The 15808-nt window shown below is 69.6% G+C and carries 10 protein-coding genes and 1 pseudogene; 5 read left to right on the forward strand and 6 right to left on the reverse strand.

The features are described from left to right. Positions 1-78: 78 nt before the first annotated feature. Positions 79-276 carry a hypothetical protein gene (locus tag V3T34_RS10485; RefSeq protein WP_305076768.1) on the reverse strand — a complete coding sequence of 66 codons (198 nt, stop codon included), beginning with the start codon at positions 274-276 and terminating at the stop codon, positions 79-81. A gap of 604 nt (positions 277-880) precedes the next feature. Here V3T34_RS10485 and V3T34_RS10490 point away from each other — a divergent pair. From V3T34_RS10490 to V3T34_RS10505, 4 genes and pseudogenes are all read left to right on the forward strand, one after another. Then, positions 881-2653, forward strand: a complete 1773-nt coding sequence (locus tag V3T34_RS10490; RefSeq protein ID WP_305076766.1) for a hypothetical protein — start codon at positions 881-883, stop codon at positions 2651-2653. A 39-nt stretch (positions 2654-2692) separates the two neighbouring features. After that, on the forward strand, positions 2693-3559 hold the full coding sequence (locus V3T34_RS10495; RefSeq protein WP_305076765.1) for a hypothetical protein: 867 nt from the start codon (positions 2693-2695) through the stop codon (positions 3557-3559). 505 nt (positions 3560-4064) lie between these two features. After that, positions 4065-5233 (forward strand): IS3 family transposase gene (locus tag V3T34_RS10500; protein WP_305076763.1). Its coding sequence is split into 2 segments (ribosomal slippage): positions 4065-4332 and positions 4332-5233, totalling 1170 coding nucleotides; the frame shifts between segments, so codons are not numbered across the junction. 15 nt (positions 5234-5248) lie between these two features. Beyond that, positions 5249-6730, forward strand: a pseudogene (locus tag V3T34_RS10505) (ISL3 family transposase); the annotation flags it as partial. Here the strand turns inward: V3T34_RS10505 and V3T34_RS10510 are convergent. Together V3T34_RS10510 and istA are read right to left on the reverse strand one after the other, a co-directional pair. Further along, positions 6663-7007 carry a hypothetical protein gene (locus V3T34_RS10510; RefSeq protein ID WP_305076762.1) on the reverse strand — a complete coding sequence of 115 codons (345 nt, stop codon included), beginning with the start codon at positions 7005-7007 and terminating at the stop codon, positions 6663-6665. The pseudogene V3T34_RS10505 and the gene V3T34_RS10510 overlap by 68 nt on opposite strands. Further along, positions 7007-8302: an IS21 family transposase gene (istA, locus tag V3T34_RS10515; protein WP_407942691.1), complete on the reverse strand. Its 1296-nt coding sequence runs from the start codon at positions 8300-8302 to the stop codon at positions 7007-7009. Before istA ends, V3T34_RS10510 begins: the two co-directional genes overlap by 1 nt. A 55-nt stretch (positions 8303-8357) precedes the next feature. Between istA and V3T34_RS10520 the strand changes: the two genes are divergently transcribed. Further along, the gene (locus V3T34_RS10520) at positions 8358-9992 is read left to right on the forward strand and encodes a cation:proton antiporter (protein WP_305076761.1); all 1635 of its coding nucleotides are present in this window, start codon (positions 8358-8360) and stop codon (positions 9990-9992) included. Between the two features lie 86 nt (positions 9993-10078). Here the strand turns inward: V3T34_RS10520 and V3T34_RS10525 are convergent, their stop codons facing one another. From V3T34_RS10525 to V3T34_RS10535, 3 genes are all read right to left on the reverse strand, one after another. Next, the gene (locus V3T34_RS10525; RefSeq protein WP_305076760.1) at positions 10079-10357 is read right to left on the reverse strand and encodes a hypothetical protein; all 279 of its coding nucleotides are present in this window, start codon (positions 10355-10357) and stop codon (positions 10079-10081) included. A gap of 125 nt (positions 10358-10482) precedes the next feature. Then, positions 10483-14433, reverse strand: coding sequence for a PAS domain S-box protein (locus V3T34_RS10530; RefSeq protein ID WP_331369157.1), 3951 nt, complete (start codon positions 14431-14433; stop codon positions 10483-10485). Positions 14434-14611: 178 nt separating this feature from the next. Then, the gene (locus V3T34_RS10535) at positions 14612-15787 is read right to left on the reverse strand and encodes a YihY/virulence factor BrkB family protein (RefSeq protein WP_305076759.1); all 1176 of its coding nucleotides are present in this window, start codon (positions 15785-15787) and stop codon (positions 14612-14614) included. Positions 15788-15808 lie beyond the last annotated feature (21 nt).

The raw sequence follows: 15808 nt of genomic DNA on the forward strand, positions 1-15808 counted from the left end.
GGGGCCGCCGACGCGGCCGGGATGGTGCCAGCCTGCTCGCCGCCCCGTGGCCAGTTCCAGGCCACGCCCGGTTCCGGGTCAGGCCCCCCGCATCACCACCGTGACGACCCGGGGCCCCTGCAGCACCAGCCCCACCCTGCCGACCGTCACGCCGTTCGCGCCCCACCGGGGACCGGGGTAGCCGTAGTAGGCCAGCCACACCCGGATACCGTCGACGTCGTAGCCGAGCCCCCGGAGCGCCTCGACGGCCTCGCGGTCGGACAGCCCCTCCAGCACCGGCTCCAGGCCACACACCCGGTCGGCGAAACGCCGTAAGGCGTGGAGGGTGGGACGGGCTCGGTACCCGCCCGACCGATCATGCGACACGCAGGGAGGCGGGGGCGACGGATCGGACGGAGGGGCGGCCACGGGGGCCAGGGCGAGGCAGGGAGGCACGGTGCGGCTCCGGGACGGGTTCGGACCAGGCTGCACCCGGAACCCCGCCAGGCGAGCCTGCCTGCGCCACCTCGTGCCCCTACCGGTCCCAGCATCTTCGGCCCGAAACCCCGCACCCCCTACAGGAAGCCCGTAGGGCTTCATTTTTATAGACCCGGTCGAAACGTGACACCTGTCCTACCGTGAACCGGTCGACTGGATGTCTGCCGCGAACGATTCGGTGGACCATCCTTGCCGGGTCTGGGCCTCGCCGTGGTCCGCTCCTCCCGGGACGGGGTGGGACTGCGCACCCCGGACCCGCCCGGCTTGTCGAATTCAAGAACCAGCTGCACCGTGTCGGCGTGAACGATTTGCTGGTTTGCGGGTAGAGGTGCCTCGCGGGTCGGCGTAGCCGGAGAGCAGCGAACCCGTGTCCCCCATCGCGTCGCCCCTTGACGGGGCATCCGTGGCCGATCCTGGCCCGACCGACGACCTGCGCTTCATCGAGCGCCCCACGACATACGGCCTGCGCTATTCGCGCTACGCCGCGCTCCTCCACCCCGCGGACACGCGCGGCATCGCGGTGCTGACGCACTCAGTCCGGCTGCCGGAGCTGGACGCCGACGGCAAGGAGCAGTGGCGCACCGAGGCGACCGGCGCCGACGGGGCCGAGCTCCCCGCGGCGGTCGACACCTTGCGCCCTCGCAGCATCACGCTGAACGTGTTCCGGAAGCGCGAGGGCGAGGACCACCGCAAGCACCCCCGGAAGGCGACCTGGAACCTCGCAGGCCTGAACTGCCTCTGGGTCGACCTCGACTACTACAAGGCCGAGGAGTACGCCGGTGCCACCAGGGAGCACATGGCAGAGGCCATCATGCTCCGCTGCTACGACAGGAACCTGCCGTACCCGAGCTTCATCCTGTCGAGCGGGCGGGGGCTCCTGCCGGTCTGGCTCCACGACCGTCAGAAGCCGTCCATGCTGCCGGTCTGGAAGGCGCTGCAAGACCGCCTCCACGCCGATTTCGTCGACATGGGCAGCGACGCTCGGGGCCGCGCCTGCACGATGTCGTTCAGCGTCGCCGGGCGCACCAAGCGCGACCGGGTGACGGGGCAGGAGAACATGGTGCAGGTCGTCTGGCCCGAGTACGTGGACCAGATCAAGCGCCACGACTTCGACTTCCTGCGCACGGAGATGCTGCGCTACTCGGCCGACGAGGTCCGGACTTACCGCAAGGCCCAGGCTCGCGAGCGGGCCGCCAAGGCCAAGGCGAAGGCCGAGCGCGCGGCGAAGGCGGTCGCGGCCGGCGAGGCTCACAAGCGCCCCGCCCTGAACCTCGCCACGCTGCACCGCTCCGTCTACCGGGACCTTGCGCGCCTGTTCGAGGCCCGCTACCAGGGCTGGCCCGTCGACCCCGGCCAGCGCGACCTATGGCTCTACCACCTGTCGGTCGCCGCGGCCTGGTGCATGGCCCCGGACGCGCTGGTGGCCGAGATCGACCGCCTCTCGCCCTTGTGCGGCCTGACCGTCCAGCGCGGCCGCGCCATGATGGGCACGGTCATCCGCAAGGCGCGCCGGGCGGCGGCCGGGGCCACCGACGCCTACAAGGCCGGCCGTTCCGACCCCCGCTACAAGTCCAAGCCCAAGAGCCTCGTGAAGGAGCTCGACGTCACGGTCGCCGAGATCCGCCGGCTCGAGCTGCGCATCCTCCTGACCGACGCGGTGCGGCGCGAGCGCGAGGCCGACCGTTCCCAGCAGCGCCGGGCCGAGGCCGGCGCCAAGCCGCGGGTCGACGCCCAGGCCGCGCGCCTCGCCCTCGGGCAGCGTGCCCTCAGGCTCCGGGCCAAGGGGTTGACCACGGAGGCCATCGCCGCGGAGGCAGGCGTCTCGATCTCGCAGGTTCGCAAGGCGGTTCGGGAAGCGCAGGCGGTCGCAGCCATCGGCGGGTCGGTGCCGAAACCCAAGCGCGGCCGTCCACGCAAGTCCCTTGAGGCGGCGCCGGCCGAGCCGGTCGGGAAATGTCACGATTCGACCGGGTCTATTGACGCGTGCGGGCAAGCGAACGAGGCACCGGCGGCTGTTGTCGCTATCGAGGCCGGGGCCTATACTCCGGCCGTTCGCTGCTCTGCACCTCAGACTGCAACCGACGCCCGCTGCGTGCCGCCAGGCCCGGCGGGCGTTGACGTCTGGGACGATGACTTGCCCGAGTTCCTCCGCCACCTTTTGCCGGTTCCCTCGTAGCCTGGAACGGGACACGCCCGGAGCGGCAACCTGCCGGGCATGAGCACCCGCTTCCGCGTCTCCATCGCCGCCGACGTCATGCCTCAGATCGAGGCGTGGCGTGACCGCTACGTCTCGACCGTCGGCATCGCGAAATATCGGAGAGCCGCGGGGTGGGCCGTCGACGAGGTCGCCAAGCACGCCGTCGTCGGCATCCGACAGCAGTTCGACAAGCACCTGCGCCGGAACACCCCGTGGACGCAGAGCGCGATCAAGTACCAGCGCTCGTCGGCCGGGGGACTGAACGCAATCGAGCAGGGCAAGGCGGACGGGCTGTTCTCGGCCGTCTACGTCATGCCGAAGCAAAGCGTGTACCTGAAGTACCTGTTCGGGCTCCAGGACAACATCCGCCTCCCGGGCGACGTCGGCTTGGCCCAGAGGCACATCCTGATCCCGTGGTGGCAGAACATCACCCTGACGCAGAGCGTCCAGCCCACGCGGTTCGGCGGGGTGCCGACGGGGTTCCTGGCGCGCCTCGCCCGGGAAGCGCAGGGCACCCGCGCGCCGAAGCGGTCGGGCACGCAGAACCGGTGGGGCGTCTACTTCGGCGAGATCACCCTGCACGGCCAGAAGCGCCTCGCCTACGTCGCCCGGCCGCCGCGCGTCGCCACGTCCGAGAGCATGTACGTGCCCGGGCGCGAGGGGGGCATGCGGCGCATCGGCCGGCGCATGGTCGACATCGACCATCCGCGCATCCTGTTCCTCGCCGTCGACCGGGCGACCTACAAGCCGATCCTGGAGAAGCCCTGGCAGGAGGCCTGCGAGGCCGCCGCCGCCCGCATCCCCCAGATTATGGCCGAGCAGCTCGCGGACAACCTGGCCCACGCCGCCAAGAAGGCCGCGGCCGGCCGGCGCACGGCGACCTGAGCCTGTCCGGAAATCCGGACACGCCTCGGGCTCGCGGGAAGCCGTGCGCGGTTCACGAGGAGACTTTCGACGAGATCCACCAGCGCGCTGGAAAACCGGCAAGGCGCCGGTGGAACCACACCCAGACGCACCCTCGACGGCCAGAACGTGGTCATAACGTACCTGATGGGCGACGGGCCGAGGGGCCGTCTCACGGGCGCCGCCGGGTTGGTGCGCGGTCGCATCCTGATGCCGAACTGGCGCGCTTGAGGCGACGCAGGGTGTCAAACAGCGTTGAACATTGGTTCTTCCGCAGGTTCGGTGCTGAGCGCCTTGTGAAGCGTTGATCCCTGGGGTGGCGGAGGGAGAGCGCGATGCGGATCTCGAACCCGTTATTGCCCTCGGTTTCAGAAGGTGTGCAGGTCGACGAGCTTGCGCTGGACGCCGATGCGCTGACGATCACGGCCAGGACTTGGACTTGCTCCGCAAAAGTGGAGAGCTCTTTTCCTGAAGGAGGAGGGTTCCGATGGCAGACCGGAAGCAGACCTTTACCCCTGAGTTTCGCGCAGAGGCGGTGCGATTGGCGCAGACGAGCGGGCGGTCCCGCCGCGAGGTCGCCGCCGATCTCGGCGTCGGGCTCTCGACGCTGCGCAACTGGATCGACGGCCGACGTGAGCGGGAGATGGACCATCCGCCGGCCGACCGGCAGGAGGATATGGCCGCCGAGCTCAAGCGCCTGCGCCGCGAGAACGAGGTGCTGCGCCAGGAACGCGAGATCCTGAAGCGGGCCACGGCTTTTTTCGCCAAGGAGGGAAGTCGATGAGGTTCCGCCTCGTCGACGCGGCGAAGAAGGACTTCCCGGTCGCGCGCTTGTGCAAGGTCCTCGACGTCAGTCCGAGCGGCTACTTTGCCTGGAAGAACCGTCCGGCCTCGGCACGGCAGCGCGAGGACCTCGTGCTGCTTGCCCATGTTCGCTCCGCCTTCACGCTCTCGCACGAGACGTATGGCAGCCCCCGCATGACGCATGAGTTGCGCGAGCAGGGCCTGGCGGCAGGCCGGCGGCGCGTGGCCCGGCTGATGCGGGAGAACGGGCTCAAGGCCCGCCAGCCCCGCCGCTTCCGGCGCACGACGGACAGCGGCCACGCCTTCCCGATCGCGCCCAACCACCTCGACCAGGACTTCACGGCGGCTGGGCCGGATCGGAAGTGGGGGAGCGATATCTCCTACATCTGGACGCGGGAGGGCTGGCTGTACCTGGCGGTGGTCCTCGACCTGTACTCTCGACGAGTCGTGGGCTGGGCGGCGAGCGACCGTCTTCACAAAGAACTTGCGCTGACTGCGCTGCGACGTGCCCTCGTCGTCCGGCAGCCCGGACCAGGTTTGCTGCATCATTCCGACCGCGGCAGTCAGTACTGTGCGAATGAGTATCAGGCGGAACTACGAGGACATGGCATCGTGATCTCGATGTCCAGCAAGGGAAATTGCTTTGACAACGCGATGGTCGAGACGTTCTTCAAGACGCTGAAGAGCGAACTGGTCTGGCGCACTACGTTCCAGACGCGAGCCGAGGCCATCGACGCGCTGGCCCGTTACATCGATGGCTTCTACAATCCCCGCCGCCGTCACTCGGCGCTGGGCTACACCAGCCCTATCCAGTTCGAGAGGGGCTTCACTCACCAAACCGCTCTCCATTAAACCGGAGCAAGTTCAACTACCGCAGCCCGCGCAGCCTGTCCGCATTGTGGGCGATGGTCGGCCCGGGTGCATAGCTCGTACTGGCGAACCCTGAAGGACCTGCCCTGGCAGGATCGCTCGGTCACGTGGCGGGTGAAGGTACGCCGCTTCCGCTGCAGCCATTGTCCGGGCCGCATCTTTGCCGAGCCTGTTCCCGGCCTCGCCCGTGCGAGGGCACAGCGCAGCGATCGCTTGGCCGAGGCACAGACCGATATCGGCATGGCGCTCGGCGGCGAAGCCGGCGCCCGCCTGTCGCGACGGCTTGCCATGCCGGTCAGCGGCGACACCGTCCTGCGACTGATCCGCCGTTGCAAGAGCGCAGGGTGCGCGTCCCCGCGTGTGGTCGGGATCGACGACTGGGCTTGGCGGCGGGGCCGGCGCTACGGCACGATCGTCTGCGATCTGGAACGGGGTCGCGTCCTCGATCTCCTGCCCGGCCGCGCCTGCGAGCCCGTGCGGGATTGGCTCGCTGCGCATCCCGACATCGCTGTCGTTAGCCGGGATCGAGCGGGGCCGTACGCCGAGGCTGCGCGGCTCGGCGCGCCGCAGGCGATCCAGGTCGCGGACCGCTGGCACCTTCTCGTCAACGCCTCCGAGGCGCTGCGTTCACTCGTCGAGCGGCATCAAGCAGAAATCCGGGAGGCCGCCCGCCAGGCAGCGTTCCAAGACGCTCCAGCCGCCATCGTCGCGGTCGCTCCTGCTGACCCGCCTCCGGAGCAGGATACTGGGCACGGTGGCGGCCGGCGACGACAGCGCTGCGAGGCGGGGCTACGCCTGCACGGTGAGGGCGTGGCGATCAAGACGATCGCGCGCACGCTCGGCGCCTCCCGCAACAGCGTACGACGCTGGCTACGCTTGGGGGCGTTCGTGCCCTATCGCCGGGCGCCGGCCCCGAGCCGGCTCGATGCTCATCTGCGCTTTGTCGAGGCGCGCTGGCAGGAGGGTCAGCACAACGTGGCGGGCTTGTATCGCGAGCTTCGCGCCATCGGGTTCGAGGGCGGCTACGAGATCGTCCAGCGCTGGGCGAAACGACGGCGCCGGGACCTTCCAACCCGACCGCCCTCGACCCGCATCCCGTCGACACGCCGCATCGCGCGGTGCCTGACAAGCGATCCGGCCAGCCTCCCGCCCGCGGATCGCCGCTTCATCGCAGCGCTGTGTGCTCTTGCGCCCAGGCTGCAGGCCGCGGCCGAGCAGGTACGCGGCTTCGGGGCAATCCTGCGCGCCCGCGATCCGGCCGCATTGAAGCCGTGGCTGGAGGCGGCCGCCGCGAGTGAACTCGGTGGCTTCGTCGCCGGGCTGCGGCAGGACGAGGCCGCTGTCCACGCGGCCATCGGCGAGCCGTGGAGCAACGGGGCGGTCGAGGGGCAGGTGAACCGCCTGAAGCTGATCAAGCGCTCCATGTACGGCCGCGCCGGCCTCGACCTGCTCCGGCAGCGCGTCCTTCACGCTGCGTGAGGCGGACCAGAAACCGCCCGACAAACCAGACTGAGCACCTCCCACCGTCAGCACCGAACCTGCGGAAGAGCCAAAGTTGCACGCCGAAACACAGACCGAAGGCCATGTCGATGCGGCGCTGGTCACGCCGAGCGACCTCGCGCTCGCAGAACAGGGTCAGCGCCTCACGGATCGTCAGCTCGCCCCGGCCAGCCTCGTCGATCAGGCTATCGAGCTGATCGCGCATGGCCGTCAGCTTCAGGCGGTCGAGCAGCAGGGTGAGGTGGTCATCGTCCATCAGAAGCCTCCCCCGGCGATCGCCTCGTACTCGGCCAGCGGCCGCAACAGCGCCGGCGGCATGATGGGCGACGGGTCGAGCCGGTGAGCCGGTCGCTCTCGGCTACCCACAAGCCCGGCCAGATGGGCATCGTCGACGACACGGCCGTGGCGCCCCTTCAACGCGGCGTGCACGGCGACCTCACATCCGCCGTGGTGGACGCGCACCACCGCTCCGCTCACGGTGACGCGAACCCGCTCGCCGATCAGCCGCCACGGCACCGAGTAGGCGTTGCCGTCGACGCTGACCGCGCAGTCTGCCCCGACCCGGCGCACGAGATCGCGCGCGGCGGAGAACGGCGGCACGCCCGCCAGGGGCTGCAGCGCCCGGGCCTCGTCCCGGGCAAACCGCGCGCCCGGCGCCTCACCGGTCGTGCCGTGCGCGCGCCGGTCGGCCACATCCCGCGTCCAGGCATCGAGATGCGCCTCCAGGGCGGCAAAGCTCGCGAAGCGGTGGCCGGCCACAGCGTTCCTCTTGACGTAGCCGACGCCGCGCTCGTCCTTGCCCTTCGTGCGCGCCCGGTACGGGGCGCAGGCCCGCACCCGGAAGCCCCAATGCCGGGAGAAGGCGTGCAAACGCGGATGCAGGATGACCTCGCGGCTGACCGGGTCATGGTGCAGGACCAGGGCGCGGGCATTGTCGAGCAGCACCTCACGCGGCACACCGCCGAAGGCCTGGAAGGCGCTCTCCAATCCGGCGAACCAGTCCTCCTGCCGCTCGTGGCCGAAGGCGCGCACGTGCAGTCGACGCGAGTAACCGAGCGTCGCAACGAACAGCGAGACCCGGGTTGGCACACCGCCGATCTCGATCCGCCTCTCGCCGAAGTCGATCTGCATCTGCTCGCCTGGCCGCGTCTCGAACCGCACGCTCGCCCGCGCGGCGATCACCAGGTCCCGCCGCAACGGCGCCACAGCCCGTTCCACGGTGCGCAGGCTGACGTGGATGTCCTTCTCGTTGGCGAGGTCCTGGCGCACGACGTCGGCGTTGCCGGCATGCTGCCGGAACCGTTCGGCCAACCAGTCCGTCAAGCCGTCGAGCCGCTTCGATCGTGAGGGCGTTTTAGAGGAACGCCAATCACCCTGACGGAGCCAATGCTTGACCGTGTTCTTCGAACAGCCGAGCTCGGTCGCGATCCGCTTGGCACCCCAGCCCAGCGCCTTCAGCCGCACCATCGCCGATACGTCGTCCGGCGTCTTCATCTCGGCCCTCCGCGGATCGTCCGTCCGCTGAAGAGCCTGATCTTCGTTCCTGATCATCTCGACCTCCTCGCTCATCGAGGGGGTCAGGTCCTCATGGCGTCAGGGGGTCAGTTTGCCGTGTCGCCTGACAGAAGGTGGCCTTGCCCTCGACTTCCGCGAGCTGCGGGCGGCCGGCGAGGGCGTGCTGCGGCTCACCGCCATCGCGCTGCCCATCAACTTCGTGCTGGGCACGCTTGCCGCGCACCTCATCGGCGGCATGCTCTGGGGGCCTTCGGCCGTGTTCGGAGCCATCCTGGTCGTGACCGGCCCCACGGTCATCCTGCCCCTGCTGCGCCACGCTCGGCTGGAACGCCGCTCGGCCTCGTTCCTGAAGTGGGAGGCCATCGTCAACGATCCCGTAGGGGCCATCCTCACCGCCATCGTCATCGAGATCCTGGTCGGTCTGCCGCACCGCTCGGGCGAGGAGGCCGTGACCGACTTGGCGCTCCACCTCGCGGAAGGGGCGGCGGCCGCTGCCGTGCTCGGGGCCGGCTCGGCCATTCTCGTGGCCTGGGCGTTCCGGCGCGACCTCGTCTCCGAGACGCTGAAGACACCACTGCTTCTGGCGCTGGCGCTTGTAGCTTACGCGGTCCCGAACCTCTTGATGCACGAGGCCGGGCTGATCGGCGCTACCGTTTTCGGCATCGCGCTCGCGAACCTGCACGTCCCCGGCATCGCGGAGCTGCGCCGTTTCAAGGAGGCGCTCGTCGTCCTCCTGGTCTCTTGCCTCTTCGTCGTCCTCACCGCCGATCTCGACCTTGCGGTTCTGGGCAAACTCTCCCTGCCGGTGCTCGCCCTGACGGCCGCAACGCTGTTCGTGGTGAGGCCGGCAGCGATCTGGTTGGCCACCTGGCGCAGCGACCTGACCTGGCGCGAGCGCCTGTTAGCCGGTTGGATCGGCCCGCGCGGCATCGTGGCGGCCGCGGTCGCCGGCCTGGCCGGCCCGAGGCTCAGCGAGGCGGGCTATGCAGGAGGCGACCTCATCCAGCCGACGGTGTTCGCCGTCATCGTCGCGACCGTGCTCGCCCATGGCTTCTCGCTCGCGCCGCTGGCGCGGCGTCTTGGCCTCTCGGTCGCTGCGGACGCGGAACGTCTCGCCATCGTGGGCGCCTCGCCCTGGTCGAGCGAGCTGGCCCTGACCCTGCATCGCGCCGGCGTGCCGGTGCTACTGGTCGACACCTATCCGGGTGCCTTGCGGACTGCCCAAGCCTCAGGCGTGCCGACGCTGCAGGCCGAACTCCTGTCTCGCGAGGCGGAGGAGGGCTTGGCCGACCAGCCGCCGGACCGCCTGCTCGCGGCAACCCGGGACGAGCTCTACAACGCGCTCGTCTGCACTCGCCTCGCCCCGGAGCTCGGGCGCGAGCGGGTCTATCAACTCGCGCCCTCGGAGGATCATCTCCTCCATGCCGAGACGGGCGTGAGCCGGGATTCCCGGGGCAAGGTGCTCGGGGACGAGGGGTTTGACTTCGAGACCCTGGCCGGCCGACACGCGGCTGGATGGCGCTTTGCCGTTGCACCGGCCGATACGGTGGGCACCCGGGACGTGCCTTGTCTGCTAGTCATCCGCAGGAACGGCACCCTCGATTTCCCCTCGCTCGACCACGAACTCGGGGCAGCGACGGAGGGGGACCGGCTTCTGCTTCTCCGGCACCCTGTCGAGGTGCGACCCGAACCAGGACACGCCCCGAGGCCTGCGGACGCGCTTTAGCAGGAGGACATCGGCGAGGCGTGAGCCGGAAACGGGCGGTAGCTCATCGCTCCGGCATTATACGCTGGGACCGGGAACGTCGGCCCTTACTGAAACAGATACACCATCTCACGATGCCGGCGCTTCAGGTGCAGTCCGATCAGCTCGAATAGCCCGCCCCTGTTCCGCGAGCGGTACCCCGGCAAGGCGAGTTCGTGAAGCAGGGCGTCCATCGCGGCACGGCGTGCCCGGTAACCCTCGAAGCCGTCGAGGTAGTCGTCCACGACCCGCTCGGCCTTGATGATGGTGCCAGGCTTGTAGGAAGCGGCGAGCGCAAGGATCGAACGCACGGTTTCATCGAGCCCATCCATGCCGATAGTAGGCATGGCGACCTCATACAGTTCCCTTGTATCCGGCGGAAGCTTGGCCGACGGCCTCGTCATGGCGCATTGCCCGCCTTAGCGGGCGCGGTTGTCACGCCTGAAGGTGGGGGCTTGCACGATGTTGTCGGTCATGGTGCCGAAATGAGTTCCTTGATGCGCGAGGCGAGAGCCTCCATCACGAAAGGCTTGGTCAGCACCGCCATGCCCGGCTCCAGGTGGCCGTTCCCGACAGCGGCGTTCTCGGCGTAGCCGGTGATGAACAGGACCTTCAAGTCCGGTCGGCTCACGCGGCCGGCGTCGGCCATCTGCCGCCCGTTCATGCCGCCCGGCAGGCCGACATCGGTGACGAGCAGGTCGATGCGCACGTCCGATTGCAGGACCCTCAGCCCGGCGACCGCGTCGGCGGCCTCGATGGCGGTGTAGCCCAGGTCTTCCAGAACCTCCGTCACCAGCATGCGGATGCTCGGCTCGTCGTCCACGATGAGTACCGTCTCGCCCTGCTCGGCACGCGGAGCCGAGGCGAGGTCCGGCATGCTTTCGGCGCCCTCCGCGTCGCCGTAGTGGCGCGGGAGGTAGATGCACATGGTGGTGCCTTGACCGACCTCAGAGTAGATGCGCACCTGCCCGCCCGATTGCCGCGCGAAGCCGTAGATCATCGACAGGCCGAGACCGGTGCCCTGACCGGTCGGCTTCGTGGTGAAGAACGGGTCGAAGGCGCGCGCGATGACGTCCGGCGTCATGCCGGTTCCTGTATCGGTCACGCACAAGGACAGGTACTGCCCCTGCGGTAGATCGCGCTCGCGCGCGGCGCGGTCGTCGAGCCACTTGTTGGCGGTCTCGATGGTGATGCGCCCGCCGTCCGGCATGGCGTCCCGCGCGTTGATGCAGAGGTTGAGCAGCGCGTTCTCAAGCTGCGGCGGGTCGACCAGCGCCGGCCAGAGACCGGCCGCGCCGACCACCTCGATGTGGATGGCCGGGCCCACCGTCCGGCGGATCAACTCCTCCATGCCGTTGATGAGGGCGTTCACGTCGGTGGGCTTCGGGTCGAGGGTCTGGCGACGCGAGAAGGCGAGCAGGCGGTGGGTGAGGGCGGCCGCTCGCTTCGAGGCGCCCTGGGCTGCGTTGATGTAGCGGTCGAGGTCCGTCAGCCGGCCCTGGCTCATCCGGGTCTGCAGGAGTTCCAGGCTGCCGGAAATGCCGGTGAGCAGGTTGTTGAAGTCATGTGCGAGGCCGCCGGTGAGCTGGCCCACCGCCTCCATCTTCTGCGATTGCCGCAGAGCCTCCTCGGTCCGCGCGAGCGCATGCGCCGACTCCTTCTCGGCCGTGACGTCGCGACCGACCGCGTGGATGAAGTCCGCGTCCGGCACCGCCGTCCAGGACAGCCACCGGTAGGAGCCGTCCTTGTGGCGATAGCGGTTCTCGAAACGGGGGATAACCGAGCCGGCGGAAAGGTCCCCGGCGGCCGCGGCGGTCGAAGCAGCGTCCTCCGGGTGAACGAGGTCCATGAAGGAGCGGCCGACGAGTTCGGCCTCGCTCCAGCCGAACAGGGCGGACCAAGCCGGGTTGACCGCCACGATGGTGGCGTCGAAGCGGGCCACCAGCATCACGTCGGTCGAGAGGCGCCACATGCGGTCGCGGTCGCGCGTGCGCTCCTCGACCTGCTGCTCCAAGGTCGCGTTGAGGCACTCCAGCTGGGCCGTGGCGCGCTTGCGGTCCTCGATGTCGGTGTTCGTGCCGATCCACCGGACCACCGCGCCGCCGGCCCCGTGTATCGGCTCGGCGCGCACCAGGAACCACCGGTAGATCCCGTCGCCCCTGCGGATGCGGAACTCCGTCTCATAGGGGTTGCCGGTCGCGAGAGCATCCGCCCAAGCGCGCCCGGCGGCCTCGACGTCGTCGGGATGGACGATGGCGGCCCAAGCCGTCCCGTCGAGTTCGCCCGGTTCGACGCCGCAATAGGCGTAGACCTGCTCGTTGAACCAGTAGAGCTCGCCGTCCCCGTCGGCGGCCCAGACGTGGTTCGGCATGGCCTGCGCGAAGACCCGGAACTGCTCCTCGCTCTCGCGTCGGCTCGCCTCGGCGCGGAAGCGCTCGATGGCGGCGCGGGTGCGCTCGGCGACGTCGCGCACGAAGGCAAGCTTGTCGGTGCGCCAGTCGCGTGACTGCCGGTCGTGCAGGAAGAAGAGCGCCACGACGCGCCCGTGCTCCATCACCGGCACGTTGATCAGCGCCCGCGCGCCGACCGCGAGGAGAGCCCCGGGGTCACCTGCCGTGCGCGGGTCGACGGTGACGTCCCGGATCACGACTTCACGGCCTTCCGCCAGGCCGGCGCGGACCTCGCCGTAATCGGCGAAGCGGTGGCGCCCGGCGACGCTCGACACGCCCGGGGCCGTCCAGTCCCGCTCGATATCGACGTGCTCCAGCGCCTCGTCGACCGTGCCGTACCCGGCCCGGTCGAGACCTAGCGTGCGGGCCATGATCTCGGCGCCGGCGGCCGCCATCTCGGCGGTGTCGCGGCATTCCTGAAGGCGGTCGCCGATGGCGATCAAGGCGTCCCGGAAGGATTCCAGCCTGCGTCGTTCCGTGAGGTCGCGGGTGACGGTACCATAGCCGGTGACCGCACCCTCCACGTCGCGGACCGGGAAGATGGTGTAGTGAACCGGGACGGCGGCGCCGGTCGAGAAGTCGCGGAACGCGAGGTCGCCTTCCCAGAAGCCGCTCTCGCGCGCGGCCGGGAGCGCCTCATCCAGTACCCTGGTCCTGTCGCCGGGCTCGAAGTAGTCAGCCACGTCGTAGCGGCGGGCTTCCTCCAGGCTCGCGAGGCCAACGAGCCTGCGCCCCGCCTCGTTCACGAACTCGACCTTCCCGTAGAGGTCCGCGAGGCCGATGAAGTCGCTCGATTGCTCGACGAGGGCCGCGAGCCGGCGCGCTCGCGCCTCGGCGGCCCGGGCTTCGGTGATGTCGCGGACCGTGCCGACGAAGCGTACGGGCTGGTCGTCCCGGTAGACGGTGTTGCCGCGCGCGGCCAGCACGCGCTCGACGCCGTCGTGCCGCCCGACGACGCGGTATTCCAGCTCGAAGCCCTCGCGCGAGCCGATGGCGGCCTGGACCGCGCGGTCTGCCCGCTCCCGGTCGTCCGGGTGAACGCCCGTCAGGAAGGCCCCTTCGTAGGAGACCGGGTCGTCGGCCGACAGGCCGAACAGGGCGCGGGTGCGCGCATCCCAAGTGAGCGCGCCGGTGACGAGGTCGTAGTCGTAGATGCCGGTCCCGGCCCCATCCAGGGCCAGCCTGAGCCGGTCCTCCGCCTCCTGCAGGTCGGCTCTGGCGCGGTGGCGCTCGGCGATGTCGGTGACCATGACGAAGATGCCGTCGACGACACCGCTCGCGGTCCGGCGAGGGATGTAGCGGATCTCCGATTGCCGGGGGATGCCGTCCCGGTACGGCATCAGCGCGTCGAAGGTGACGTCCTCGCCGGCGAGCGCCCGCGAGATGAGGGGAAGCCGGGCCTGGTAGACGTCCTCGCCGACGATCTCGCGCACCGGCCGGTCAAGGATCTCGCTCGCGGGCCGCCCGAACCAGGCCTCGTAGTACCGGTTCACGAACCGGTAGACGTGATCCCGGTCGATGAACGAGATCAGCACAGGCAGGGCGTCGGTGACGACCTGGAGCTCGTCGCGTACGCGGCGGGTCTCCCCCTCCGTTGCCGTAGCGTCAGTACGGTCGCGCAGGATCTTGAGGAAGCCCATCTCGGCGCCGTCAGGCGAGCGCAGGAGCATCATCTCGCCGCTGGCCCAGAACCGTGATCCGTCCTTGCGCAGGTGCCAGCGCTCGTCCGCCGCGCGCCCCACTTCGGAGGCACAGCGCATCTCCGTCTCGGGCCGCCCGGCGGCACGGTCCTCGGGGGTGAAGAAGGTCGCCGCCGGCTGCCCGACCATCTCCTCGGCCGGCCAGCCCAGGATGCGTTCGGCGCCCGGGTTCCAGGCGGTGACACACCCTTCGTGGTCGGTGGTGATGATGGCGAAGTCGACGGCGCTGTCGAAGATCGCCCGGCAGAAGGCCGGGGTCGGCTCGCTGGGCATGAGCGGAGAGGAGGCGTTCAAGACAGGATTACGCGGAGTGTTCGAGGAGAAGGCGAGCGCCCGACGAGGGTGGGTGCCGCTTGACCGTCATATGAGGCGAGGCGTAGGCCGACCCAAGTTGTTAGGCAACCGGCGTCTGCCGGACCGGTGCGCAGGCGGTCGCGCATGTCGCCGGCGGTCAGGAGGATGCTGCCACGGTGTCGGCCATGCGGGCCTGACGGGCGCCGAGAGGCTTGTCGCCACCCACCGTGGTGTCGCGCGCGGTCTGGTGTTCCATCTCGGCGTTGAGCTCGGCCCCGAGCAGCACCACCGTCGTGGACAGCCAGATCCAAGTCATGAAGCCGATGGCGGCACCCAGCGAGCCGTAGGTCTCGTTGTAGCTACCGAAGTTCGCCACGTACCAGGAGAACAGCCCCGACGCGACCAGCCACAGGGTGCCGGCCACGGCGCTGCCCCATGTCACCCAGCGCCACCGGGGCTTCCGGCGGCTCGGACCGAAACGGTACAGCACCGCCAGGCTGGCGATGACGAGGACGAGCAGGGCAGGGAACCGGAGTAGGGCGATGTACCAGGCCTTCTGGTCAAGCCCGAGCACCTGCAGCGTGGCCGGCACGACCACGATGCCGGTGAGGGCCAGCACCACGAACAGCAGCGCCCCGACGGTGAATGCCAGCGACTGCAGGTTGAGCATCACGAACGAGCGCTTCTCCTCCTCCTCGTAGGCGATGTTGAGCGCGTCGAAGACCGCCTTCATCCCGCCGTTCGCGCTCCAGAGCGAGATCAGGATGCTGATCACCGCGGTGAGGCCCAGCGCCTTGTCGCCCTTGTCGACCAGCCGCTTCACCTGCCCGCCGACGATGTCGATGGCTCCGTCCGGCAGGATGCCGCGCAGGTCGTTCAGGTGATGGTTGATGGTGCTCGGGTCGGCGACCGCGCCGTAGATGGAGACGAGCGCCGCGATAGCCGGGAACAGGGCCAGGATGGCGTAGAAGGTCACTCCCGCCGCGACCAGCAGGATGCGGTCGTTGGAAAACTCCTGGTAGAGGCGGAGCGCGATGTCCTTCCAGCCCTTGGCGGGGATCTCTGAGGGAGTGTCCGCCTTGCGCCCGCGTTCCGGTTCTGCCTCGGCCAGGCGCTCGGCCGCGGCGCCCTCGTGCGAGACGGGCGCATCCTCGGCGCCGAGCTTCCGATCATCCTTTCCGGGGCCGCCCGATGCGGTCGGCAGAGAACCTCCGCGCCGCTTCGGCAAGGCGACCAGACCGACGAGGGCGACGCCCAGGAACGCGGTCCACAAGGCCGGCGAGGTCCGCTCGGGTCGGGCGGATGGAGGCGGCGGGGCAGGCTGGTCCGTCATGGCTCACCGGGAAGCAGGGCC

It is taken from the genome of Methylobacterium ajmalii (assembly GCF_036448855.1).
In the GTDB taxonomy this organism is placed as follows: Bacteria; Pseudomonadota; Alphaproteobacteria; order Rhizobiales; family Beijerinckiaceae; genus Methylobacterium; species Methylobacterium ajmalii.

Excerpts from the sequence above, each read along its gene's own strand:
- V3T34_RS10495 (WP_305076765.1), top strand. The coding sequence starts at position 2,693 with ATGAGCACCCGCTTCCGCGTCTCCATCGCCGCCGACGTCATGCCTCAG.
- V3T34_RS10510 (WP_305076762.1), bottom strand. The coding sequence starts at position 7,007 with ATGGACGATGACCACCTCACCCTGCTGCTCGACCGCCTGAAGCTGACG.
- istA (WP_407942691.1), bottom strand. The coding sequence starts at position 8,302 with ATGATCAGGAACGAAGATCAGGCTCTTCAGCGGACGGACGATCCGCGG.
- V3T34_RS10525 (WP_305076760.1), bottom strand. The coding sequence starts at position 10,357 with ATGCCTACTATCGGCATGGATGGGCTCGATGAAACCGTGCGTTCGATC.
- V3T34_RS10530 (WP_331369157.1), bottom strand. The coding sequence starts at position 14,433 with ATGCCCAGCGAGCCGACCCCGGCCTTCTGCCGGGCGATCTTCGACAGC.
- V3T34_RS10535 (WP_305076759.1), bottom strand. The coding sequence starts at position 15,787 with ATGACGGACCAGCCTGCCCCGCCGCCTCCATCCGCCCGACCCGAGCGG.